This window comes from Nonomuraea sp. N2-4H (assembly GCF_045291505.1).
Taxonomy (GTDB): domain Bacteria; phylum Actinomycetota; class Actinomycetes; order Streptosporangiales; family Streptosporangiaceae; genus Nonomuraea; species Nonomuraea fastidiosa.
In genome coordinates, this window is record NZ_CP147987.1 from 162,416 (window position 1) to 184,345 (window position 21,930).

At 72.1% G+C, this 21,930-nt stretch carries 18 protein-coding genes and 1 pseudogene; 10 read left to right on the forward strand and 9 right to left on the reverse strand.

Going from position 1 to position 21,930, the window contains the following annotated elements; genetic code table 11:
* Positions 1–27: 27 nt before the first annotated feature.
* From WBK31_RS00745 to WBK31_RS00770, 6 genes are all read left to right on the forward strand, one after another.
* Positions 28–540: a YbaK/EbsC family protein gene (locus WBK31_RS00745; RefSeq protein ID WP_364059132.1), complete on the forward strand. Its 513-nt coding sequence runs from the start codon at positions 28–30 to the stop codon at positions 538–540.
* Between the two features lie 134 nt (positions 541–674).
* A complete protein-coding gene (locus WBK31_RS00750) occupies positions 675–2,912 on the forward strand; it encodes a protein kinase domain-containing protein (protein ID WP_406674177.1) in 2,238 nt (745 codons plus the stop codon).
* Between the two features lie 16 nt (positions 2,913–2,928).
* On the forward strand, positions 2,929–4,743 hold the full coding sequence (locus tag WBK31_RS00755) for a serine/threonine-protein kinase (protein ID WP_406674178.1): 1,815 nt from the start codon (positions 2,929–2,931) through the stop codon (positions 4,741–4,743).
* A gap of 34 nt (positions 4,744–4,777) precedes the next feature.
* The gene (locus WBK31_RS00760) at positions 4,778–5,995 is read left to right on the forward strand and encodes a serine/threonine-protein kinase (protein ID WP_364059123.1); all 1,218 of its coding nucleotides are present in this window, start codon (positions 4,778–4,780) and stop codon (positions 5,993–5,995) included.
* 216 nt (positions 5,996–6,211) lie between these two features.
* Complete coding sequence (locus tag WBK31_RS00765) at positions 6,212–6,991, forward strand: electron transfer flavoprotein subunit beta/FixA family protein (RefSeq protein WP_364059120.1); 780 nt, start codon at positions 6,212–6,214, stop codon at positions 6,989–6,991.
* 20 nt (positions 6,992–7,011) lie between these two features.
* On the forward strand, positions 7,012–7,962 hold the full coding sequence (locus WBK31_RS00770; RefSeq protein WP_378785040.1) for an electron transfer flavoprotein subunit alpha/FixB family protein: 951 nt from the start codon (positions 7,012–7,014) through the stop codon (positions 7,960–7,962).
* A gap of 427 nt (positions 7,963–8,389) precedes the next feature.
* Here the strand turns inward: WBK31_RS00770 and WBK31_RS00775 are convergent, their stop codons facing one another.
* From WBK31_RS00775 to WBK31_RS00805, 7 genes and pseudogenes are all read right to left on the reverse strand, one after another.
* Positions 8,390–9,838 carry a HAMP domain-containing sensor histidine kinase gene (locus WBK31_RS00775; protein ID WP_364059114.1) on the reverse strand — a complete coding sequence of 483 codons (1,449 nt, stop codon included), beginning with the start codon at positions 9,836–9,838 and terminating at the stop codon, positions 8,390–8,392.
* Positions 9,835–10,539: a response regulator transcription factor gene (locus WBK31_RS00780; protein ID WP_364059111.1), complete on the reverse strand. Its 705-nt coding sequence runs from the start codon at positions 10,537–10,539 to the stop codon at positions 9,835–9,837. The genes WBK31_RS00775 and WBK31_RS00780 overlap by 4 nt, the downstream gene beginning before the upstream one ends.
* 27 nt (positions 10,540–10,566) lie before the next feature.
* Entirely contained in the window at positions 10,567–11,331 is a 765-nt protein-coding gene (locus WBK31_RS00785; protein WP_378785036.1) for a hypothetical protein, read from the reverse strand.
* Entirely contained in the window at positions 11,328–11,804 is a 477-nt protein-coding gene (locus WBK31_RS00790; RefSeq protein WP_406675575.1) for a hypothetical protein, read from the reverse strand. The genes WBK31_RS00785 and WBK31_RS00790 overlap by 4 nt, the downstream gene beginning before the upstream one ends.
* A gap of 15 nt (positions 11,805–11,819) precedes the next feature.
* Positions 11,820–12,226, reverse strand: a pseudogene (locus WBK31_RS00795) (ATP-binding cassette domain-containing protein); the annotation flags it as partial.
* 119 nt (positions 12,227–12,345) lie between these two features.
* Entirely contained in the window at positions 12,346–13,551 is a 1,206-nt protein-coding gene (locus tag WBK31_RS00800; RefSeq protein ID WP_364059102.1) for an MFS transporter, read from the reverse strand.
* 311 nt (positions 13,552–13,862) lie between these two features.
* On the reverse strand, positions 13,863–14,372 hold the full coding sequence (locus WBK31_RS00805; protein WP_364059099.1) for a TetR/AcrR family transcriptional regulator: 510 nt from the start codon (positions 14,370–14,372) through the stop codon (positions 13,863–13,865).
* A 53-nt stretch (positions 14,373–14,425) separates the two neighbouring features.
* Here WBK31_RS00805 and WBK31_RS00810 point away from each other — a divergent pair, with 53 nt between their 5' ends.
* Complete coding sequence (locus WBK31_RS00810; RefSeq protein ID WP_364059096.1) at positions 14,426–15,589, forward strand: cysteine desulfurase family protein; 1,164 nt, start codon at positions 14,426–14,428, stop codon at positions 15,587–15,589.
* A gap of 214 nt (positions 15,590–15,803) precedes the next feature.
* Here the strand turns inward: WBK31_RS00810 and WBK31_RS00815 are convergent, their stop codons facing one another.
* Positions 15,804–16,853, reverse strand: coding sequence for a DUF695 domain-containing protein (locus WBK31_RS00815; protein ID WP_406674179.1), 1,050 nt, complete (start codon positions 16,851–16,853; stop codon positions 15,804–15,806).
* 66 nt (positions 16,854–16,919) lie between these two features.
* On the opposite strand from WBK31_RS00815, the gene mnmA reads away from it, so the two are divergent.
* A complete protein-coding gene (gene mnmA, locus WBK31_RS00820; RefSeq protein ID WP_378785033.1) occupies positions 16,920–17,978 on the forward strand; it encodes a tRNA 2-thiouridine(34) synthase MnmA in 1,059 nt (352 codons plus the stop codon).
* Positions 17,979–17,994: 16 nt separating this feature from the next.
* On the opposite strand, the gene WBK31_RS00825 is transcribed toward mnmA, so the two are convergent.
* Positions 17,995–18,627 (reverse strand): MBL fold metallo-hydrolase, encoded by a 633-nt coding sequence (locus tag WBK31_RS00825; protein ID WP_364059087.1) that lies wholly within the window; start codon positions 18,625–18,627, stop codon positions 17,995–17,997.
* Positions 18,628–18,651: 24 nt separating this feature from the next.
* Here WBK31_RS00825 and WBK31_RS00830 point away from each other — a divergent pair, with 24 nt between their 5' ends.
* Complete coding sequence (locus WBK31_RS00830; protein ID WP_406674180.1) at positions 18,652–19,638, forward strand: methionine synthase; 987 nt, start codon at positions 18,652–18,654, stop codon at positions 19,636–19,638.
* 65 nt (positions 19,639–19,703) lie between these two features.
* Complete coding sequence (gene ligA / locus WBK31_RS00835; RefSeq protein ID WP_364059081.1) at positions 19,704–21,893, forward strand: NAD-dependent DNA ligase LigA; 2,190 nt, start codon at positions 19,704–19,706, stop codon at positions 21,891–21,893.
* Positions 21,894–21,930: the final 37 nt, after the last annotated feature.

A 21,930-nucleotide genomic window follows, 5' to 3' on the forward strand; every position in this document is an offset into this window, starting at 1 on the left:
CAGGAGAAGCGATCCAAGGAGTGGGAGATGACGTTGCAGTGGGTGCCCGCGACCGAGCGGCTCGACCTCCTCGCCGAGCCCGTGGCCCGCGCCGTGCCCGAGCTGGAGGGTGCCGAGGTCGCCGAGATCGACCCCGAGCTGGCCGACACGGCCGCGTTCTGCGAGCGCTACGGCGTGGGCATGGACGAGTCGGCCAACTGCGTCGTGGTGGCGGCCAAGCGGGGCGGCGAGACGCGCTACGCCGCCTGCATGGTGCTCGCGACGATGCGGGTCGACGTCAACGGCGTCGTGCGCAGGCATCTCGGCGCCCGCAAGGCCAGCTTCGCTCCGATGGCCGACGCGGTGGAGCTCACCGGCATGGAGTACGGCGGCATCACCCCCGTCGGCCTGCCCGAAGAGTGGCCGATCCTGGTGGACACCAGGGTCGCCGAGCATCCGCGGGTCGTGATCGGCAGCGGGGTGCGCAGGTCGAAGCTCGCCGTCTCCGGTGCCACGCTGGCCGGGCTGAAGCAGGCAGAGGTGCTCACCCTGGCCGGCTGAACGACGAAATCGAGGCCGATTCGAGACCGTCGTTTGGGAAACCGGAGAGGGCTTCGTGGACGTTGTACGAGTGGGAATGTGGCCTCATGGTTCATCTCGTGGGCGGGGATTAAGCCGGTATGGTGCTTCATGCCATGAACGATGACCGACTAGGCCCTTACCGGCTGCTCAGGCGGCTCGGTGAAGGCGGGATGGGCGTTGTCCACCTCGCTGTCGACCCCCAGGGGCGGCAGGTGGCGGTCAAGGTCCTGCGCGCGGAGGTCGCCGGCGACGAGGTCGCCAGGCGGCGGCTCTCGCGCGAGGTCGAGACCATGCGCAGGGTGCGCAGCGAGTACATCGCCGAGGTCCTCGACGCCGACGTCACCGGTCATCGCCCCTACATCGTCACCCGCTACGTCCCCGGCCTGCCGCTCGACGAGATCGTCAAGGACGACGGGCCGCTCGACCTGCCCGCGCTGGTCAAGGTGGCGCACGGCGTGGCGACCGCACTGGCCGCCGTCCACTCGGTGGGCGTGATCCACCGCGACCTCAAGCCCGGCAACGTGCTGCTGCTCGACGGCGAGCCCGTGCTGATCGACTTCGGCATCGCCCAGGCGGTCGACGCCACGCGGCTGACGCAGACCGGCATGTTCATCGGCACCCCCGGCTACCTCGCGCCCGAGATCATCGAGGGCCAGGAGGCCGGGCCGGAGGTCGACATCCACGCGTGGGCGGGCACCATGCTCTACGCCTGCACGGGCCAGCCGCCCTTCGGCAAGGGCACGCTGGAGATGATCTTCTACAACATCACCGCGGGCAAGGCCGACATCAGCGCCGCGCCGCCCGAGCTGCAGCCGCTGCTCAAGGCCGCGTTCTCGCGCGATCCCGCCAAGCGGCCCAAGGCCGCCGAGCTGGCCGAGCAGACTGCGCGCATGCTGCCCAAGCCGCCGCCGGGCGGCGCGCCCGAGGAGATCTCCACGGTGCCGCACCCCGACGCGTACAAGGCGGCCCCGCCGCGTGTCGCCGACAAGCCGTCCTACGACATCTCCACGCCGCCGGTGACGCCGCAGCGGCTGATCGAGAGCCAGGACCAGGCGGGCACGCCCGCGCCGTCGCAGCCCGAGCAGCAGTACGTCTCGCTGCTGCCCGACCAGGGCGACCCGTGGCCGACCCGCCGGGTCTCGCCCGAGGAGCTGCGGCGCATCCAGCGCGAGGCGGCCGCCCAGCCGCCGCAGGGCGCCGCCGCGCCATCGCAGAGCGGGCCGCCGCAGGGTGCGCCGTCCCAGGGCGTGCCGCAGCAGGGCTTCCAGCAGAGCCCGCCCGTGCCGCCGCCGAGTGAGGGCGACGTGCCCACCCGGCGCGTACGCCCCGACTCGCCCGAGTTCCGGCGGCTGCTGCAGCCGCCGGCGTCCGGCACGAGCCAGCCCAACGCGCTTCCCCACGCCGGGCCGCCCGGCCCGCCTCCCGTCGCGCCGCCGGCCACGAGCGGCCCCCACGCGGTGCCCCCGCGCACCAGCGGGCCCAACGCCCTGCCTGCGAGCGCGAGCGGGCCCAACGCCGTGCCTCCACAGGCGGGGCCTTTTCCGCACGCCGCGGCGGCGCCCCACGGGAGCCGGCCCGACCTGAGCAGGCCCAACGCGGGCCCGCCCGAGTACGCGCGGCCCAACCCGGTGCCGCTGCAGCCGCCGCCCTACATCCCGGCGCAGCAGCCACCGTATGTGCCGCCGCAGTCCGACCCGAGCACCATGCGGGAGCCGTACGTCCCGAGCGTGCCGCCGGGCAAGGTGCTGCAGCGCTCCCGCGCGTACGGCATCTCCGCGGCCATGCTGCTGGTCCTGATGATCGTGGCGGCCGTGCTCGCGCCCGTCATCGTGGCGGCCGTCGCGCTGCCCGCGGTGATCCTGCTGCGCGCGGCCGACCTGGCGCAGCCGCAGCTCGTGGCCCGCAGGGCCGCGGGAGCGGCGGCGCTCGACGTGGTCAGGGTGCTCGCCTTCCCCGCCGTGCTCGCCAAGTCGGCGGGCATCACGCTGGCGCTCACGCTCTACGCGCTGATACTCGGGCTGCCGGTGACGCTGCTGCTCACCGTGGTGGTCCACATGAGTCCCTACTACGCCCTGTCCTGGGGCGCCTCCATCGCCCTGTGGACCCTCTGCGCGGGCCCCGGAGTCGAAGGTCCGGGCAAACAGATGCGCAGAACGCTCTCATCGCTCGTACCCTCGAGAACAGCGGCGATGGTGATGGCAGGGGTGCTGGTGGTCGCGGCCGCGCTCTCGCTGATCCTCGCCTACGGCACGTTCGGGGACAAGCCAGAGGGGGCTGGGGTATGGACTCCACTGAACGTCGATTTCGTGGTGGAGCAACTGGAAGGACTGAGGGGGAATTCGGGGGGATGACGCGGGGAAGGTGGCGATGAACACCCAAGCACCAGAACGCCTCGGGCCCTACCGCCTGGTCAGGAAGATCGGCGAAGGTGGCATGGGGGTCGTCCACCTCGGTCTCGACGGCGAGGGCCGGGAAGTCGCCATCAAAGTCCTGCATCCCCACGTCGCCGCCGACCTCAAGGCGCGCGACCGGCTCACCCGCGAGGTCGAGACCATGCGGCGGGTGCGCAGCCCTTACGTCGCCGAGGTCATCGACGCCGAGCTGGTGGGCGGCCAGCCGTACATCGTCACCCGGTTCGCGCCCGGCCGCACGCTCGAGGACACCGTCCTGACCGAGGGGCCGCTGGAGGCCCGCCAGGTCATCAGGCTCGCCCAGGGGCTGTGCCAGGCGCTCGTGGCCATCCACGCCGCCGACGTGATCCACCGCGACTTCAAGCCGTCCAACGTCATGCTGGTCGACGGCGAGCCGCTGGTCATCGACTTCGGCATCGCCCACCTGGTCAACGCCACCCGGCTGACCCAGACCGGCATGTTCGTCGGCACGCCCGGCTACCTCGCCCCCGAGATCATCCGCGACTCCGACATCACCCAGGCGGCCGACGTGCACGCGCTGGCCTCCACCGTGTTCTTCGCCGCCACGGGGGCGCCGCCGTTCGGCACGGGGACGTTCGAGTCGGTCTGCTTCAACATCATGGAAGGGCGGGCGCAGCTCGACAAGGCGCCGGTCTGGCTGCGCGGCTGGCTCAGCAAGGCGCTGCAGGTCGACGCCGCGGCCCGGCCCACCGCGCCCGAGCTGCTGCGCATGGCCAACCAGCTCGACCCGTCGGTGACGACGTTCAACGAGGCGTCCTTCGACGGCCCGACGGGCACCAAGCGGCTGACCGACCGCACCCGCACCATGGACACCTTCTCCGACCTGCTGCCGCCGGTCGAGTACGGCGAGCCCGCACCGCCGCCCGCGCCGTCACCGACGCCGACCAGGCGCGAGGAGCGCCCGCCGCTGACGCCCACGAGGCGTGAAGAGCGTCCGCCTCCCTACATCCCCGCGCCGACGGCGGCCAGGCCGCCCGCGCCGCGCCCCGACCAGCGCGTGGCCGGCTACCCCGCGCCGCCGCAGAGCGCCCCGGCGCAGGCCAGGCCCTACCCGCCGCCGCCGCAGTACACCCCGCCCGCCGAGCGCAAGCGCTACCTGTTCGGTGCCCAGGTCACGGGGCTGCTGCTGCTGGTCACGCTGGTGGCGCTGTCGGTGGTGATGCCGGTCGTGGCGGGCGCCATCGCCGTCGCGCTCGCGCTCGTGCTGCGCATCGGCGAATACCTGTTCGGCGACATGGTCAAGCGGCGGCAGATACGCGGCAGCAGCGCCGCCGACCCGCTGCTCGTCCTCGTCGGCACGCCATGGGCGCTGATCAAATCGGCGCTCGTCACGGTCGTCCACGTGCCGCTCGCGCTGCTGTTCGGCGTGTGCGTCTGGGGCGTGCTCTATTGGGCCGGGTCGATGACCGTCAACGAGGCGGCCGCGTACGCCGCGGGCGCCTTCGCCGCCGGCCTGTTCGTGCTGCCCGGCGGCGGCGCGCCGCGCAGGGCCGTCACCCGCTCGCTCACCGGCATGCTGCGCAGCCCCGGCGCGGCGCTCGTCGCGGTCCTGCTGGTGGGCACCGCGGCGCTGTTCGCGGTGATGTTCGCGATGGGGCAGCCGACCGACTGGTACCCGTGGCGGGCGCCCGAGTCGGTCATCGACGACCTCGCCAGCGACGCGAGGCAGAGCACCATCGGTCTGATCACGGGCCTGATCGGCAGCCTGATGGACGGTCTGGGGCTGAGCTTCCTGAACTTCTGGTCCTGAGTGTCCGCCTGGTCCCACGGGGGAGAGAGGAAGTATGAGCGAGCACCTCGGCCCGTACGAGCTTCTCTCCCGTCTCGGGTCAGGCGGCTTCGGCGAGGTGCACCTGGCGCTTGACCCCGAGGGGCGCACGGTCGCGGTCAAGGTCCTGCACCCCCACGTCGCCGCCGACAGCGCGGCGCTGGCGCGGCTGGCCCGCGAGGTCGAGACCATGCGCAGGGTCGGCGGGGCGCACATCGCCGAGGTGCTCGACGCCTCACTCGAAGGCGATCGCCCGTACATCGTCACCCGCTACGTGCAGGGCCGCCCGCTCAGCGCGGTGCCCGTGCCGGTCGCCGACCTGCGGCGGCTGGCCGCCGGGCTGGCCGACGCGCTGCAGGCCATGCACCAGGCGGGCGTGATCCACCGCGACCTCAAGCCGGCCAACGTGATCGTGACCGAGGGCGAGCCGGTCGTCATCGACTTCGGCATCGCCAGCGCGCTCGACTCGCTGTCCGTCACCGCCTCGGGGGCGGTCGTCGGCACGCCCGGCTACCTCGCGCCCGAGGTGCTGGAAGGGCGGCCCGCCGGGATGGAGGCCGACGTGTTCTCCTTCGGCGCGACGCTCGCGTACGCGGCCACCGGGCGGCAGCCGTACGGACAGGGGCCCGCCTCCGCCGTCGCCTACCGCGTCGTGCACCACCCGCCCGACCTGGAGGGCGTGCCCGACTGGCTGGAGCCGCTGTTACGCGCGTGCCTGTCCACCGACCCGGCCAAGCGGCCCACGGCCGCGGAGATCTGCGACCGGCTCGGTGTGGAGCCCGTCGCCCAGATGCCCTCGCCCCGCCCGATGCCCGCACGGTCCCGTGCGTCCGAGCAGGACGAGATGGCCACCAGGGAGTGGCGGCCGGGCAAGGAGCAGTACCGGCGGTCGGTGGAGGAGTCCAGGGCCAGGCACCGGGAGAAGGTGCGCAGGTGGTGGCTGACCGGGTCGGCGCTGTTCGTGGCGCTGCTGGCCGCCGCGGCGCGGGAGCCGCTGCCCGAGGTGTCGCTGTTCCTGCTGGCGGCGTACTCGCTGGCCGTGGTGATCGACGCGGGCGTGGCGCTGTTGTCGAAGAGTCCCTACCGGCGCGGCCGGATGATCGCCGATCTGGTCGCCGTGGCGGGGACGGTGGGGCTGTGCTTCGGGCTCGCGGCGTGGTTCAGCACGTTCACGCTGGCCCTGTTCGGGGTCACGGCGCTGGTGGTCGGGATCGTCTTCCTGCTGTCGGCGTAAGAGATGTCACAGGTGCTGACCGAATAAAGTTCGGTATGGTGGGGAGAGCTTTCGTGCCGGTTTGCGCGAAAGCTACCCATGGGTAACATAACGGCGAAACCACGGCAGACCCTCTGTCGGATGCCCCCGGGGCACCTGGCAGTCTGGACAGATGGATTCGGCGCCGCCGCAACGAGGCGGAGGCGCACGCGAACTACGGGAGGTCGGCCACCGGCCATGAACATCGTCGTCTGCGTGAAGCAGGTCCCCGACACGGCGACCGAGCGCAAGCTGCGGTCCGATGACAACACGCTCGACCGGGACGCCGCCGACGGCGTGGTCAACGAGCTTGACGAGTATGCGGTCGAGGAGGCGCTGAGGATCAAGGAGGCCCACGGCGGTGAGGTCACCGTCCTGACCATGGGCCCCGCCAAGGCCACCGAGACCATCCGCAAGGCCCTGGCCATGGGCGCCGACAAGGCCGTCCACCTCAGCGACGACGCGCTGCACGGCTCCGACGCGCTGTCCACCTCGTACGCGATGGCCCAGGTGCTCAAGAAGATCGGGTTCGACCTGGTCATCCTGGGCTCCGAGTCGACCGACGCCCGCACCGGCATGCTGCCCGCCATGCTCGCCGAGCGGCTCGGCGCGCCGCAGCTCACGCTCGCCAACAAGGTCGACATCCAGGACGGCACCATCACGGTGCAGCGGCTGGCCGACTACGGCTACGACCGGGTCGAGGCCACGCTGCCCGCCGTGGTCTCCGTGGTCGAGAAGATCAACGAGCCTCGCTACCCGTCGTTCAAGGGCATCATGGCGGCCAAGAAGAAGCCGGTCGAGACGCTGGCCATCGGCGACGCCTCCATCGACCCCGGCCAGGTGGGCCTGGGTGCCGCCTGGTCCGAGGTGGTCGACTTCGCCCCCGCCCCGCCGCGCGCGGCCGGCACGATCGTCAAGGACGAGGGCGACGGCGGCGTGAAGACGGCCGACTTCCTGGCATCCAAGAAGTTCATCTGAGAACGGGGGGTTTAACTGATATGTCGGACGTTCTCGTTCTCGTCGAGCAGGTCGACGGTGAGGTCAAGAAGGTCACGCTCGAACTGCTGACCCTAGCCCGCACCCTCGGCACGCCCGCCGCCGTCTGGGCCGGCCCCGGCTTCACGCCCGAGGCCAAGGCCCGCCTCGCCGAATACGGCGCAGAAAAGATCTACGTGGCCGCTTCCGGCGACCTCGTCGACCACGTCGTCGCCCCCAAGGCCGAGCTGCTCGCCAAGCTCGTCACGGAGAAGTCGGCGGCCGGCGTGCTCATCGCCGCCACCGCCGAGGGCAAGGAGATCGCCTGGCTGGCCATCAAGACCGACTCCGGCGTTATCACCGACGCCGTCGGGGTCGGCGAGGGCTTCGTCGCCGACCAGTCGATCTTCGGTGGCGGTATCAACGTGCACTCCAGGGTCCGCAAGGGCACGCCGATCATCGCCGTGCGTCCCAACTCCACCGCTCCCGTCCCGTCCGCCGGCGCGGGCGCGGAGGAGGAGGTCACGGTCGCACTCTCCGACGCCGCCAAGGCCGCCCGCGTCGTCGAGCGCGTCAAGCAGGAGAAGGGCGCCCGTCCCGAGCTGACCGAGGCCGCCATCGTCGTCTCCGGCGGTCGCGGCGTCGGCTCCGCCGAGAACTTCGCCGTCATCGAAGAGCTCGCCGACGCGCTCGGCGCCGCCGTCGGCGCCTCCCGCGCCGCCACCGACGCCGGCTGGTACCCGCACCAGTTCCAGGTGGGCCAGACGGGCAAGACCGTCTCGCCGCAGCTCTACATCGCGGCCGGCATCTCCGGCGCCATCCAGCACCGGGCCGGCATGCAGACGGCCAAGACGATCGTCGCCATCAACAAGGACCCGGAGGCGCCGATCTTCGAGCTGGCCGACTACGGCGTGGTGGGCGACCTCCACCAGGTGGTCCCGCAGCTCACGGAAGAGATCAAGAAGCGCAAGTAGCGCACGTGGAAAGGGCCGGGGCCTGTCACCCCGGCCCTTTCGCTTGCCCGGTAGTGGGACCCCTCGCTGCTCGGTGGTGGGTCTGGCCCGATGGTGGTGGGTCCGGCTCGCTGCTCGGTGGTGGGTCCGGCTCGCTGCTCGGAGGTGGTCCAGCTCGGTGGCGGGTCCGCTTCAAGCGCCCGGAGCGGGCCTGCTTCCGCTGCCCGATGAGTGCCTGCTGCCAGCGGCAGGCAGGGGCCCGCTTTCGCCGTCCGGCGGTGTGCCCACGCTCCGAGCCCGGGCCGGATGTGCCCGCGTCGCGGCCACGCCGCTGGTGGTCGCGTTGCGGTGCGCGCCTGGCCGCGTGGCCGCCTGCCCGGGGGTAGTGGTGCGAGCGTCCCGGCGGGTCCTCAGCCGGGAGGGTGGCCCTCGTGTGCGGAGCGAGGGGTCAGGGGGTGGTGGTGGGGAGGCGGATGGTGAAGGCGGCGCCTTGGCCGGGGGCGGTGCGGAGGTCGACACGGCCTCCGTGGGCGGCCACGATCGAGCGGACGATCGCCAGCCCCAGCCCCGCGCCGCCCGTCGCGCGGGCGCGGGAGGCGTCGGCGCGGTAGAAGCGGTCGAAGACCCGGGCCGCCTCCTCGGGGGCGAGCCCGGGGCCTTGGTCCTCGATGATCAGCACCGAGTCGCCGCCCTCCGTGCCTACCCCGATTCTGACCGGTGTGCCGGCGGGGGTGTGGGTGACGGCGTTGCCGACGAGGTTGCTGACGACCTGCCGCAGCCGAGCCTCGTCGCCCAGGACGGGTGCGGTGGCGGCGGGCCCGCCGGAGGGGCCGGTGAAGGTGATGGGGCGGGTGGGGTCGAGGGCGGTGAGGTCGTGGCGGGCGTCGGCGGCGAGCGTACGGAGGTCCATGGGGGTCAGCTCAAGCCCGGGCCCGTCGTCCTCTTCGATGCCGGCCAGGAGCAGCAGGTCGTTGACCAGCTTGGCGAGCCGCCCCGACTCGCTCTCGATGCGGGCGAGCGCGGTCGCGGCCTCGATACCGCCCATGCGGTACAGCTCGGAGAAGCCCTTGATGCCGAAGAGCGGCGTGCGCAGCTCGTGGCTGACGTCCGCGACGAACCTGCGCATGCGCGCTTCGGAGTCGACCTTGGCGGCGACGCCCTGCTCGATCTGGGCGAGCATCGTGTTGAGCGAGCGGGCCAGGCGGCCGACCTCGGTGGTGGGCGGTCCCGGCTCGGGTACGCGTCTGGACAGGTCGCCGCCGGCGATGGCGGCCGCGGTCTCCTCCACCCGCCGCAGCGGGGCGAGCCCGGCGCGGATGGCCAGGCCGCCCGCCAGGGCGAGTACGGCGAGCAGGATCGCCCCGGCGACGAGGCAGACGGCCCGCATGCGATCGACGGTGGAGCGCAGGCCGTCCAGCGACACCGCCGCCACCACGCCCGTGTACGCGAACTCGGCGCTGGCCCGCCGGGCCGGCAGCGCCACCGCCCGCCACTCCGTGCCGTCCGCGTCCCGCACGGTGAACGGCCGCCCGTCGCGCTGGGCGATGCCGGCCGTGTCGAGGCGGGGCCAGGCGATGCCGGCGGCGCCGCCGTACGCGCGCAGCACGCGGCCGTCGGGCGCGAGGTAGGCCGCGTACCCCTGGGTGGCGAGGTCGAGGCCGGTGAAGACGGTCCCCGCCCCGCCGAGCCGGGAGCCGAGCGCGGAGGCCAGCTCGGGCGGCACCATCGACATGGCCGTGCCCATGGGCGTGAGCTGGGCGTCCGTGCGGGCCATGAGCTGCGTTTCGAGCTGCCGTACGAACACCGAACCGATCAGCGCCAGCCCCGCGACCAGCAGCAGGACCGTGATGGCGAGCAGCCGCGCGCGCAGCGAGAGCCCGCGCAGAAGCCCTCTCACGGCTTCGGCCGCCGCAGGACGTAGCCGACCCCGTGCACGGTGTGGATCAGCTTGGGCGAGTCGCCGGTGTCGAGCTTGCGGCGCAGGTAACTGATGTAGGTGTCGACGATGCTGGTGTCGCCCGCGAAGTCGTAGCGCCACACGGCGTCGAGGATGGACGCCTTCGGCAGTACGCGGCCCGCGTTGAGCATCAGGTGGTGCAGGAGCCGGTATTCGGTGGGCGACAGGCGTACCGGACGTCCTGCCCTGGTGACCTGGTGGCCCTCGGGGTCGAGCTCCAGGTCGCCGACCACCAGCGTGTGATCGTCGGGGGTCCCGCCGGTGCGCCGCAGGATGGCGCGGATCCTGGCCAGCAGCTCTTCCAGGTCGAACGGCTTGGTGACGTAGTCGTCGCCGCCCAGCCGCAGCCCGTTGACCTTGTCGGCCTTGGCGTCGCGCGCGGTCAGGAACAGCACCGGCACGGGGCCGGGACGACCGCCGGCCCTGGGCAGGGCGCGCAGCCTGCGCAGCACCTCGAAGCCGTCGAGGTCGGGCAGCATCACGTCGAGCAGCACCAGGTCGGGCGGGTCGCGCCGGGCCTCGTCCAGCGCCTGCAGGCCGTCGGCGGCCGAGCTCACGGTGAAGCCCGCGAAGCGCAGCGTCGCCGAGAGCAGCTCTCTGACGGTGGGCTCGTCATCGACCACCAGCAGCCGCTCGGCCATGTGAGCCACCTCCCGATCTCACACTAATCAGGCGTCCTTCCGGGTGAACCGGACGTAGGCCGCTGCCAGCATGACCACGACAAACGCCACAATAAGCCCATATCCCAACAAATCAGGCACGTTCTCCGCTCCGTACATGGCCTGGAACGGCGCCGCGTTGGGCCAGAAGAACCTGACGACCACCTGCAGGAAGCCCGGCATCACGCTCGACAGGATGGGCAACAGCAGGAAGACGACGGAGAAGTTGACCGCGGCGGCCGTGCTGCGCAGCAGCACGCCGAGTGTCAGCCCGAACAGCGAGATCAGCGTCAGCACGATCGGCCCGCCGAGCAGCAGCTGAATCGCCGTCGTATCGCCCGGGGTCGCGGCCGGGGCGCCGCCCGCCGCCAGCGTGCTCTGGCTGACCGTGAACATCAGGACGATGGAGGCCACGCTCACCGGCAGGGCGCTCAGCACCGTCATGCCGGCCTTGGCGGCCAGCAGCCGGCCGCGCCTGCCGACGGCGGCCATGCTCGCGGTGATGGTGCCCGAGCCGTACTCGGTGGAGACGATCAGCGCCCCCAGGCCCGCGAGCAGCACCTGGACCAGGAAGATGCCGCGCATGCCCAGCTCGACGGGGTTGAAGCCGAGCCGCTCCTGCGGGGTGAGCGTGGCGTACTCGGCGGCGGCGGCGTTGGAGAACATCCAGCCGAACAGGCCCGACACCAGCACCGCCGCCACCGACAGCGCCATGGTCGCCCTGAGGCTGCTGAACTTGGTCCACTCGGCCTTGAGCGCTCCTGCGTCGATCATCGGGCCGCACCCCACTCGACGGCGTCGCGGGTCAGTTCCATGAATGCCTCCTCCAGTGAGGGCTCTCGGATGCTCAGCTCGTAGAGCGTGACGTTCTCGGCCGCGGCCAGCCTGCCGACATCGGGCGGTGACATGCCTTTGACGAGCAGTTCGCCGGTCTCTCCCGGCTCGACGAAGGCGCCCGCGAGCGCGAGCCGCCGGGCGAAGTGACCGGCGTCGGGCGTACGGACGACCACGACCGACCCCCTCGCGGTGAAGTCCGCGATGTCGCCTTCGGCGAGCAGCCGTCCCCTGCCGATCACCACCAGCCGGTCGGCGGTCAGCGCCATCTCGCTCATGAGATGGCTGGAGACCAGCACGGTGCGTCCCTCGGCGCCCCACCCGCGCATCAGGTTGCGCGCCCACAGCACGCCCTCGGGGTCCAGCCCGTTGATCGGCTCGTCGAGCAGCAGCACCGGAGGGTCGCCGAGCATGGCGGCGGCGATGCCCAGCCGCTGGCCCATCCCGAGGGAGAATCCGCGGCCGGCCGGTCCGCCGCGTCCGCCAGGCCCACCAGCTCCAGCACCTCGCCGACGCGGGATTCCGGGATGCCGTTCGACTGCGCCAGGTAGAGCAGGTGCTTGTACGCGCTCCGCCGCGGGTGCACGGCCCGCGCATCCAGCATGGCGCCGATCGTGCGCAACGGGTGCCGCAGCTCGTGGTAGCGCCGGCCGGTGATCGTGACCGTGCCGGACGTGGGCAGGTCGAGGCCCATGATCATCCGCATGGTCGTGCTCTTGCCGGCGCCGTTGGGACCGAGGAAGCCGGTGACCAGGCCCGGCTGCACGGTGAAGGTGAGGTGGTCCACAGCGACGGTCTCGCCGTAGCGCTTGGTCAGTCCATTGAGCTGGATCATGCGATCCAGCCTGAAGCGGCTGATTGGAGGCGCTCTGAGGGTTTCTGTGAGTTCTCTGTGAGCGCGGGCGGCGCATGTGGCGAGATGCCAGGCCGCCCGCGCCGATCCACAGAGAACTCTCAGGCGGCGGCCCTGACCGGCTCGGGCTCAGGCTCGGGCTCGGGCTCCGGCAGGCGGGTCACCTGGGCCGGCTCGCCGTGCGGGAGCAGGCGCGCGGCCAGCGCGATCAGCACGCCGAGACCCACGCCGATGCTCAGCGCCGTACGCAGGCCGGCCGCGTCCGACAGGAACCCGATCACCACGGGGCCGAGCAGCAGCCCCGCGTAGCCCATGGCGCCGGCCTGCGCGATCGCCGGGCCGGGCGCGTCGGTCGCGGTGCCCGCAAGCGACAGCGTCAGCGGCGAGATCGTCGCCACGCCGAGCCCGACGAAGAACATCGCCGGCACGGCGACCATCGCGGCGGGGGCGAGCAGCACGACCGAGAAGAACCCGGCCGTCGCGACGCCCGACACGGTGAGCATGCCGCGCACCCCGAACCTGACCCGCAGCCGGTCACCGGTCACGCGGGCGATGAGCATGCCCACCTCGAACACCGGGTAGCCGAGCGCCGCGACGGCCTCGGGCGCGCCGAGCTCGTTGCGCATGTAGAGGCCGTTCCAGTCGGCCACGGTGCCCTCGACCATGAACGCGAAGAACATGATCGCGCCCAGCAGGTAGACGACCGGCGGCATGCGGCGCCGCCCCTGCGCCGCGGTGGCCACGGCGGGCCGCTCCGGCAGGTACGTACGGCCGAGCAGCGCGATGACCGGCAGCGCGAGCAGCGCGATCAGCGTGACGTGCGTGGTGAACGGCAGTCCTGCGGCGATCGCGAGGCTGCCGAGCGCGCCCGCCGAGATGGCGCCCACGCACCAGCCGGCGTGCATGCCGTTCATCAGTGGCCGCCGGTAGGCCTGCTCGACGGCCGAGCCCTGGGCGTTCATGGCGACGTCCATGACGCCGAACGCCATGCCGAACAGCACCACGGCCGTCAGCAGCAGCGGCAGGTCGGGAGCGAGGCCCACGCCGAGGAGGCTCAGTGCCGTCAGTGGACCACCTGCCCGCAACACCGCCCGGCTGCCCACGCGCGCCATGACGCGCCGCATGGACTGCATCGTCACCAGGGCGCCCAGGCCCCATGCCAGCAGGATCGTCCCGACCATGGCCTCGGAGAGGCCGAGCTTGTCGGTCAGGGCGGGGATGCGCACGGTCATCGTGCCCACCATCAGGCCGGCAAGGACAAAGGTGAGGACCGCCCCGTAACGGGCACTCCTCAGCTCGCGGGTCATAAGGCCACACCTCACTGAAGTCGTCGTACGTGTACGTCTTGGGTCACTGCTTGCGGGCATGCCGGAGCCGCAGGCCCGGCAGCAGGCAGGGGCCGCGTTTCGGCATGCCGAGCGCCGCACCGGAATCCGACACGGCGCACGTCAAAGCGGGCGCCCCTGAAGGCGCCCTTGGGGGGATGGTCAAAACGGGCGCCGTGAAGGCGCCCTTGGGGGATGAAGGGGGGTGAAGGGGGTGAAGGGGGATGAGCCGGCGGCGCTCGCCACGAGGGCACGACGAGGCGTCAGTCGTGGCGGCGCGCCGGGGCGGCGGGTCAGCTCGGAGCGAGCATCGCCGTCAGGCGGCGCTCCAGGGCCTGAAGGTCCTCTTCGCTGTAGAGCTCGGGGTCGTGGCTGGCGACGTCCCACAGCCCTTCACACGCCAGCCGGACGACCTGGGAGGCCAGCGGATCGGGCTCGTCGTCCAGCCCCTCGCGGTGCCAGCGGGCCATCGCCTCGCGGAGCGGAGCGAGCAGCAGCACGTTGCCCGACGCCCCCGTGACGACGGCCCAGCGTCGCAGGCGGCCGGAGCGCACGGCGGCCAGCGTGGCGGCCAGGTAGCGCTCGGTGTAGGTCGCGCCCGTCTGGGCGGCCACCAGCTCGTCGAAGTCGTCGATCAGCCGCTCCACCATGCCCTTGATCAGGGCTTCCTTGGAGCCGTAGTGATACAGCAGGCCACCTTTGCTGACGCCCGCCCGTTCGGCCACCGCGGCCAGGGTGAGCGCGGTCGAGCCCTGGTCGCAGAGGATCTCCTCCGCCGCGTCCAAAAGCTCGTCCCTTCGCATACCTCTACTGTACCGTCCGGACGGTACAGTCGCAAACGAGATACCCTGAACGGGTGACCAGACCGTCGGCCTATCTTGATCACGCGGCGACCACCCCCATGCTGCCCGAAGCGATCGAGGCCATGACGGTTCAACTCAAACGCGTGGGAAATGCTTCCTCGCTGCACGCGGCCGGTCGTCAGGCACGCAGGGTGGTCGAGGAGTCACGGGAAACGATAGCCGACGCGCTCGGCGCGCGGCCGAGCGAGGTCGTCTTCACCTCGGGCGGCACCGAGGCCGACAACCTCGCGGTCAAGGGCCTCTACTGGGCGCGCCGCCCGCGCCGCCGCGTGCTCATCAGCTCCGTCGAGCACCACGCCGTGCTCGACCCCGCCCACTGGCTGGCCGGCAGCCAGGGCGCCGAGGTCGAGCTGCTCGAGGTCGACGAGCTCGGCCGGGTCCACCCCGAGACGCTGCGCGCCGCCATCGAGCGCGACCCCGACGACGTCGCCATGATCAGCGTCATGTGGGCCAACAACGAGGTCGGCACCGTTCAGCCCGTCCAGGTGCTGGCCGCCATCGCCCACGACCACGGCATCCCGTTCCACAGCGACGCCGTGCAGGCCGTCGGGCAGCTTCCGGTGTCGTTCTCCGGCTCGGGCGCCGATGCGATCACCATCAGCGGCCACAAGGTCGGCGGTCCTGTCGGGGTCGGCGCGCTGCTGCTGGCCAGGGGGCTGACGCCGGTGTCCGTGCAGCACGGCGGCGGTCAGGAGCGCGACGTGCGCTCCGGCACGCTCGACGTGCCCGGCATCGCCGCGTTCGCCGCCGCGGTCAGCGTCGCCGTACGCGAGCAGGAGGCGCTCGCCCGCCGCCTGTCGGAGCTGCGCGACGAGCTGATCAGACGGGTACGCGAGGTCGTGCCCGACGCCGTGCTCAACGGCGACCCAGACGACCGGCTGCCCGGCAACGCCCACTTCTCCTTCCCCGGCTGCGAGGGCGACGCGCTGCTCATGCTGCTCGACGCCAAGGGCGTGGAGTGCTCCACCGGGTCGGCCTGCTCGGCCGGGGTCGCGCAGCCGTCCCACGTGCTGCTCGCCATGGGCGCCGACGCGGCCGCCGCGCGCGGCTCGCTGCGCTTCACGCTGGGCCACACCTCCACGCGCGACGACATCGACCGCCTCATCGAGGTGCTGCCGGCCGCCGTGGAGCGCGCCCGCCGCGCCGGCCTCGGCTGACCCGCGCGGCCGTGGGCGGCCCGTCATGAGGGTCACATGCAGGGCCGGCTCCACATGAGGCGGTGAGGGGCGGCTCCGCATGAGGCGGCCGGGACCGGCTCCGCATGAGGTGGTCAGGGGTGGCTCCGCATGAGGCCGCCTCAGCCGGGCCGGCACGGGGGCGCTCATGAGACCGCCTCAGCCGGGCCGGCACCGGGGCGGACGTCAGCGGACGTCAGGTGAGGAACGGGGCGACGGCCGTCCAGGCCGGGTCGCGTGAGACGTCCACCAGCGCCTTGCCCTCCCGCCAGCCCGAGGCCAGCTCCTTGGCGATCGCGGCGGCGCCGGCGTCCGGGTCGGCGTAGACGTGGATGACGCGGTGGCCGTCGGCGCTCAGGTGCACCGCGAGCAGCGCGTCGGCGGGGTGCTCGCCCAGGCGTGCGGTCAGCCGTTCCTCCAGGTCGCGCAGCGCCTCCAGCGAGCCGCCCGCGGGCAGGTCCTGCTCGTCGCGCTCGGCGTACGGGAGCGTGATGGCGATGTGCTCGTCGCACAGCGGATGATCGACCGGCCGCAGCGGGTAGCGGGCGGTGGCCGCCAGTGGCTTGCCGCCGGCCTGCCCCTCCAGCAGCACCCACTCGTCCTCGCCGATCCCCGAGGCCACGTCGGCGACCACGGCGGGCAGGTGGACGGCCGCGACGGCGTCGATCGGCTCGAACGCGACCGCCGTGATCTCGCCCACCCACCGGGCCACCTCGTCCTCGCCGAGCAGCGCGTCGAGGGCGCGCAGCGCGGTCTGCATCCGGTCTTCGGGGTCGAGCTCGCCGAAGACCGGATGGTAGGCGGCCACGTCGACCCTGGCCTGATTGCGCGGCACGCGCAGCCCGAGCGTCATCCTGTCGATCCCGACCGTGTACTCGCCGACGTCGATCGTGCGCTCGGCGGCGCGCGGGTCGGCCTGGCGCGACGGGTGGAACTCCCACAGCAGGTCGGCCGGCGGCGCCGCCTTGGCCCAGCGGTGGGCGAGCGGGCGCAGCTCGGCGTCGCCCTCCGCGGTCACCACGAGGGCGTGCGCGGCCTCCTTGCCCGGCGCCACCTCACAGACCAGCGCCGGATCCATCGCGGCGACCGGGGCCGCCAGCAGCTCCTCCAGCTCGCCGGTCTCGCCGGAGGCCATCATCGCGTCCAGCCGCGGCCTGTTCTCCTGCCACCAGGTCCAGAATCCGGCGATGGCCGCTTTCCCCTGGCCCGCCCTTTCGTCTGCGTCTTTGCGCCCGAACAGTCGCATGGACGAATCCTTCCAGACCCATGCCATGGTCGCGCACTCCCGCTCGGACAGTACGCTGGATGAGTCATGGGATTGCGTGTGCTTGCCGCCATGTCGGGCGGCGTCGATTCAGCGGTGGCCGCCGCCCGCATCGCCGAGGCCGGCCACGACGTCACCGGTGTGCATCTCGCGCTGTCGGCCAACCCCCAATCCCACCGCACCGGCGCCAGAGGCTGCTGCACGATCGAGGACTCGCGTGACGCGCGCCGCGCCGCCGACGTCATCGGCATCCCGTTCTACATCTGGGACATGGCCGAGCGCTTCCAGCGTGACGTGGTGGAGGACTTCGTCTCCGAGTACGCCGCGGGCCGCACGCCCAACCCGTGCCTGCGCTGCAACGAGAAGATCAAGTTCGCGGCGGTGCTCGACAGGGCGCTCGCGCTCGGCTTCGACGCGGTCGCCACGGGCCACCACGCCAGGCTGGTCGACGGCGTGCTGTCGCGCAGCGTCGATCAGAGCAAGGACCAGTCGTACGTGCTGGGCGTGCTCACCCGCGAGCAGCTCAGCCACGCGATGTTCCCGCTGGGCGACTCCACCAAGGCAGAGGTGCGCGAGGAGGCCGCGCGGCGCGGCTTGACCGTGGCCGACAAGCCCGACAGCCACGACATCTGCTTCATCGCCGACGGCGACACCCGCGGCTTCCTGGCCAAGCGGCTCGGCTCCGCCGAGGGCCCGATCGTCGACCAGAACGGCGAGGTCGTCGGCACCCACCAGGGCGCTCACGGGTTCACCGTGGGCCAGCGCAAGGGCCTGCGCATCGACCGTCCCGCGCCCGACGGACGTCCCCGCTACGTGCTGTCCATCGAGCCGGTCTCCAACACGGTCACGGTCGGCCCGCGCTCGGCGCTCGAGGTCACCACGATCACCTGCGGCCGCCCTGTCTGGAACGGCCCGTCCCGCTACGACGACCTGACCGTGCAGCTCAGGGCGCACGGCGAGGTCTATCCGTGCCGGTTCGAAGAGACCGGCGACGGCCTGACGATCGAGCTCGACCGGCCCGCCACGGGCGTCGCCGCCGGGCAGGCGGCCGTGCTCTACTCGGGCGACACCGTCATCGGGTCGGCCACCATCATGTCCGCCGGCTGATCTTCTAGCTGATCGGCTAGCCGATCGTCACCGACTCGCCGACCGGGATGCGGCGGATGTCGGCCTGCTGCTTGTCGGCCTCCATGCGCAGCCAGTTGTCCACCAGGCCGAGGCCGATCTCGCCGTAGAGGCCGTCGTGCGTCGAGTACGCCCGCGCCGGGCGGAGCTTGCGCAGATACTCCACGGTCTCGGCGAGCTTGAGCCACGGCGCGCCGGTCGGCACCAGCAGCGTCGGCACCTCCACACCCGGGTCGGTCAGCGCGTCGCCCGGGTAGAAGACCTCGTCGTCGATCAGGAAACCGACGTTCTGCACGACCGCCATGTCGGGGTGGTTGTAGGCGTGCCACTCGCCGAACACCCTGACACGGAAGCCCGCCACGTCGAAGCCGTCGCCCTGGCGTACCACCTGGACCTTGCCCGGCACCTCGGTCAAGAGGGCCGCGACGCCCTCGCACGTGTAGATCTCCAAGTCGGGCGATGCGGCCTTGAGCCGGTCGACGTCCACATGGTCGGCGTGCTCGTGGGTGATGAGCACCGCGTCGGCGCCGTCGAGCACCGGGCCCCTGGTGAACGCGCCCGGGTCGATGACCAGCACCTTGCCGTTCTTCTCCACGCGGACGCAGGCGTGATCGTGCTTCGTGAGCTTCATGCGGCAGAGCCTACGCTTGTGCCCATGTCTATGTGGGAGGCCACCGGGGTCGGCTCGCACCCCGGTTCCGATCATCTTGAGGCGATCAGGGTCGTGTTCGGCGAGGTGCCGGGGCTGCCGTACCTTCCCGAGCTGCCCGCGCGGGGCGTCGGCGCCGACATGGTGGGGCGCAGCGCGGGGCTGCTGATCGACCTGCCGGTGGAGGTGCAGCCCTCGGGATGGCGGCTGACCGACCGGCCCGGACGCGACCACCAGCGCGCCGTCGATCACCTGCGCCGCGACCTCGACGGCCTCGAGGAGGTCGGCCACGACTACGCGGGGCCGCTGAAGCTGCAGGTCTGCGGGCCGTGGACGCTGGCGGCGTCGATCGAGCTCAAGCACGGCGACAAGATGCTGTCCGACGCGGGCGCCGTACGCGACCTGATCGCCTCGCTGGCGCAGGGCGTGGCCGACCACTGCGCCGAGGTGCGCAGGCGGCTGCCCGGGGTGACGGAGATCGTGCTGCAGCTCGACGAGCCGGGGCTGCCCGGCGTGCTGGCCGGTACGGTGCCGACCGCGTCCGGGTTCGGGCGGCTGCCCGCGGTCGAGGAGTGGCGGGTCGAGGAGTCGCTGCGCCACTTTGAGTCGCCGGTGGTGCACTGCTGCGCGCCGGATGTGCCGTTCGCGCTGCTGCGCCGGGCCGGAGCGCGCGGCGTGTCGGTGGACGCCTCGCTGCTGCGGCGGCGCGACGAGGACGAGCTGGGCGAGCTGTTCGAGGCGGGGCTGACGCTGTTCATGGGCGTCGTGCCGGGCGTGGACACCCGGCTGCCGGACATCGGCGTGGTGGCCAAGCCCGCGCTGGAGCTGTGGCGGCGGCTGGGGTTCCCGGCCGACCGGCTGACCGAGCAGGTCGTGCTCACCCCGGCGTGCGGGCTGGCGGGCGCCTCTCCCGCCTACGCGCGCCAGGCGCTAGGCGCGTGCACGAAGGCGGCCCAGGTGCTCAGGGACGATCCCGCGGGCGAGGGCGGCTGAGACATGGTTTTGTCGGTGGCCGGCGGTAGCGTTTGCTCAGGTCGTCGTACGGAAGGAGACGTCGCGTGAGTGAGCCGGGCGGCGAGGTCGAGGGTGTGCCGGTGACCGCGCTCAAGCGGCATGCCGAGCTGAGTGAGCTGGTCAAGGAGGCGCGCTGGCGCTACTACGTGCTCGACCAGCCCACGGTGAGCGATGCCCAGTTCGACGAGTGGTTCAAAGAGCTGCTCGCGCTGGAGGAGCAATATCCCTCGCTGCAGACGCCCGAATCGCCCACGCAACAGGTGGGCGCGCCGGTGTCGGGCGACTTCGCCAAGGTTCAGCATCTCAACCGGATGGAGAGCCTCGACAACGCGTTCAACGCCGACGACATGGCCGCCTGGGCGTCGCGGGCCGAGCGTCTTGCCGAGGGCCACCCCGGTCCCTTCCTGTGCGAGCTGAAGATCGACGGGCTCGCCGTCGCGCTGGTCTACCGCGACGGCAAGCTGGAGCGGGCCGCCACCCGCGGCGACGGCCGCACCGGCGACGACGTCACCGACAACGTCCGCACGATCAAGGGCGTCCCGCACCGGCTCGAGGGCGACGACGTGCCGAGCCTGGTCGAGGTGCGCGGCGAGGTCTACATCCCGGTCGAAGACTTCAAAAAGCTCAACGAGCAGCTCGTCGAGCAGGGCAAGGCGCCGTTCGCCAACCCGCGTAACTCCGCGGCCGGCACGCTGCGGCAGAAAGACCCGCGCATTACCGCCCAGCGGCCGCTGCGCATGCTGGTGCACGGCATCGGCGTGTGGGAGGGGTCCGAGGAGCCGCGCGCGCAGTCGGAGTGCTACGAGCGGCTGCGCGAGTTCGGGCTGCCGGTCAGCGACCTCTACAAGGTGGTGCCGACGCTCGACGAGGTCAACGAGTTCATCGAGCACTACCGCGTGCACCGCCACGACCCGCCCTACGAGATCGACGGCGTCGTGGTGAAGGTCGACGACTTCCGCACCCAGCGGGAGCTGGGCTCCACCTCGCGGGCGCCGCGCTGGGCGATCGCGTACAAATACCCGCCGGAAGAGGTCAACACCAAGCTGCTCGACATCCAGGTCGGGGTGGGGCGCACCGGGCGGGTGACGCCGTTCGGGGTGATGGAGCCGGTCTCGGTGTCGGGCTCGACGGTCGAGCGGGCCACGCTCCACAACGCCGCGATCGTCAAGAAGAAGGGCGTGCTCATCGGCGACACCGTGGTGCTGCGCAAGGCGGGCGACGTCATCCCGGAGATCGTCGGGCCGGTCGTGCCGCTGCGCGACGGGTCCGAGCGCGAGTTCGTGATGCCGACCCACTGTCCCGAGTGCGGCACCGAGCTGGCGTACGAGCAGGAGGGCGACGCCGACCTGCGCTGCCCCAACGCGCGCGGCTGCCCCGCGCAGATCCGCGAACGCCTGTTCTTCGCCGCCGGGCGGCGCGCGCTCGACATCGACGGGCTCGGCTACGTCGCGGCCACCGCGCTCACCCAGCCGCTGCCGCCGCAGGAGCCGGTCGTGCGCACCGAGGCCGACCTGTTCGACATCACCCTCGACCGGCTCATCCCGATCAAGTCGGTGGTCCGCGACCAGGAGACCGGGCTGCCCAAGATCGACCCGAAGACCGGCAAGGAGAAGGTCGTCACGTTCTTCTCCAACGTCAACGGCGAGCCCAGCCAGAACGCGCTGCGCCTGATGGAGGAGCTCGAGCGGGCCAAGCAGTCCTCGCTCGCGCAGGTGCTGGTCGCGCTCTCCATCCGCCACGTCGGCCCGCCCACCGCCCGCGCGCTCGCCGACGCCATGCGCTCGATCGACGCGATCATGAACGCCTCCGAGGAGGAGCTGGCCGCCGTCGAAGGCATCGGGCCCAAGGTGGCGGCCACGATCAAGGAGTGGTTCGAGGTCGACTGGCACCGCGAGATCATCGATCGGTGGCGGGCCGCCGGGGTCCGCATGGAGGACGAGCCCGCGCCCGAGAAGGGGCCGCAGACGCTGCAGGGCCTGACGTTCGTGGTGACCGGCACGCTCGACGGCTACACCCGCGACTCGGCCGCCGCTGAGCTCACCGGCCGGGGCGGCAAGGTGTCGAGCTCGGTGTCGAAGAAGACGTCGTTCCTGATCGCGGGGGAGAACGCGGGGTCGAAGTACGACAAGGCGGTGGACCTCAAGGTGCCGATCCTGGACCGGGCCGGCTTCGAGGTGCTGCTGAACGAAGGCCCCGAGGCGGCGGCCCAGGTGGCGACCACACCGGAGGACTGAACCGGGGGTCAGTTGAAGGGGGCGGCTCGCGGGCGCG

Bases quoted from the DNA above. Each gene is read 5' to 3' on its own strand.
- WBK31_RS00745 (WP_364059132.1), top strand. From the start codon at position 28: ATGACGTTGCAGTGGGTGCCCGCGACCGAGCGGCTCGACCTCCTCGCC.
- WBK31_RS00750 (WP_406674177.1), top strand. From the start codon at position 675: ATGAACGATGACCGACTAGGCCCTTACCGGCTGCTCAGGCGGCTCGGT.
- WBK31_RS00755 (WP_406674178.1), top strand. From the start codon at position 2,929: ATGAACACCCAAGCACCAGAACGCCTCGGGCCCTACCGCCTGGTCAGG.
- WBK31_RS00760 (WP_364059123.1), top strand. From the start codon at position 4,778: ATGAGCGAGCACCTCGGCCCGTACGAGCTTCTCTCCCGTCTCGGGTCA.
- WBK31_RS00765 (WP_364059120.1), top strand. From the start codon at position 6,212: ATGAACATCGTCGTCTGCGTGAAGCAGGTCCCCGACACGGCGACCGAG.
- WBK31_RS00770 (WP_378785040.1), top strand. From the start codon at position 7,012: ATGTCGGACGTTCTCGTTCTCGTCGAGCAGGTCGACGGTGAGGTCAAG.
- WBK31_RS00780 (WP_364059111.1), bottom strand. From the start codon at position 10,539: ATGGCCGAGCGGCTGCTGGTGGTCGATGACGAGCCCACCGTCAGAGAG.
- WBK31_RS00785 (WP_378785036.1), bottom strand. From the start codon at position 11,331: ATGATCGACGCAGGAGCGCTCAAGGCCGAGTGGACCAAGTTCAGCAGC.
- WBK31_RS00790 (WP_406675575.1), bottom strand. From the start codon at position 11,804: ATGCTCGGCGACCCTCCGGTGCTGCTGCTCGACGAGCCGATCAACGGG.
- WBK31_RS00800 (WP_364059102.1), bottom strand. From the start codon at position 13,551: ATGACCCGCGAGCTGAGGAGTGCCCGTTACGGGGCGGTCCTCACCTTT.
- WBK31_RS00805 (WP_364059099.1), bottom strand. From the start codon at position 14,372: ATGCGAAGGGACGAGCTTTTGGACGCGGCGGAGGAGATCCTCTGCGAC.
- WBK31_RS00815 (WP_406674179.1), bottom strand. From the start codon at position 16,853: ATGCGACTGTTCGGGCGCAAAGACGCAGACGAAAGGGCGGGCCAGGGG.
- mnmA (WP_378785033.1), top strand. From the start codon at position 16,920: ATGGGATTGCGTGTGCTTGCCGCCATGTCGGGCGGCGTCGATTCAGCG.
- WBK31_RS00825 (WP_364059087.1), bottom strand. From the start codon at position 18,627: ATGAAGCTCACGAAGCACGATCACGCCTGCGTCCGCGTGGAGAAGAAC.
- WBK31_RS00830 (WP_406674180.1), top strand. From the start codon at position 18,652: ATGTCTATGTGGGAGGCCACCGGGGTCGGCTCGCACCCCGGTTCCGAT.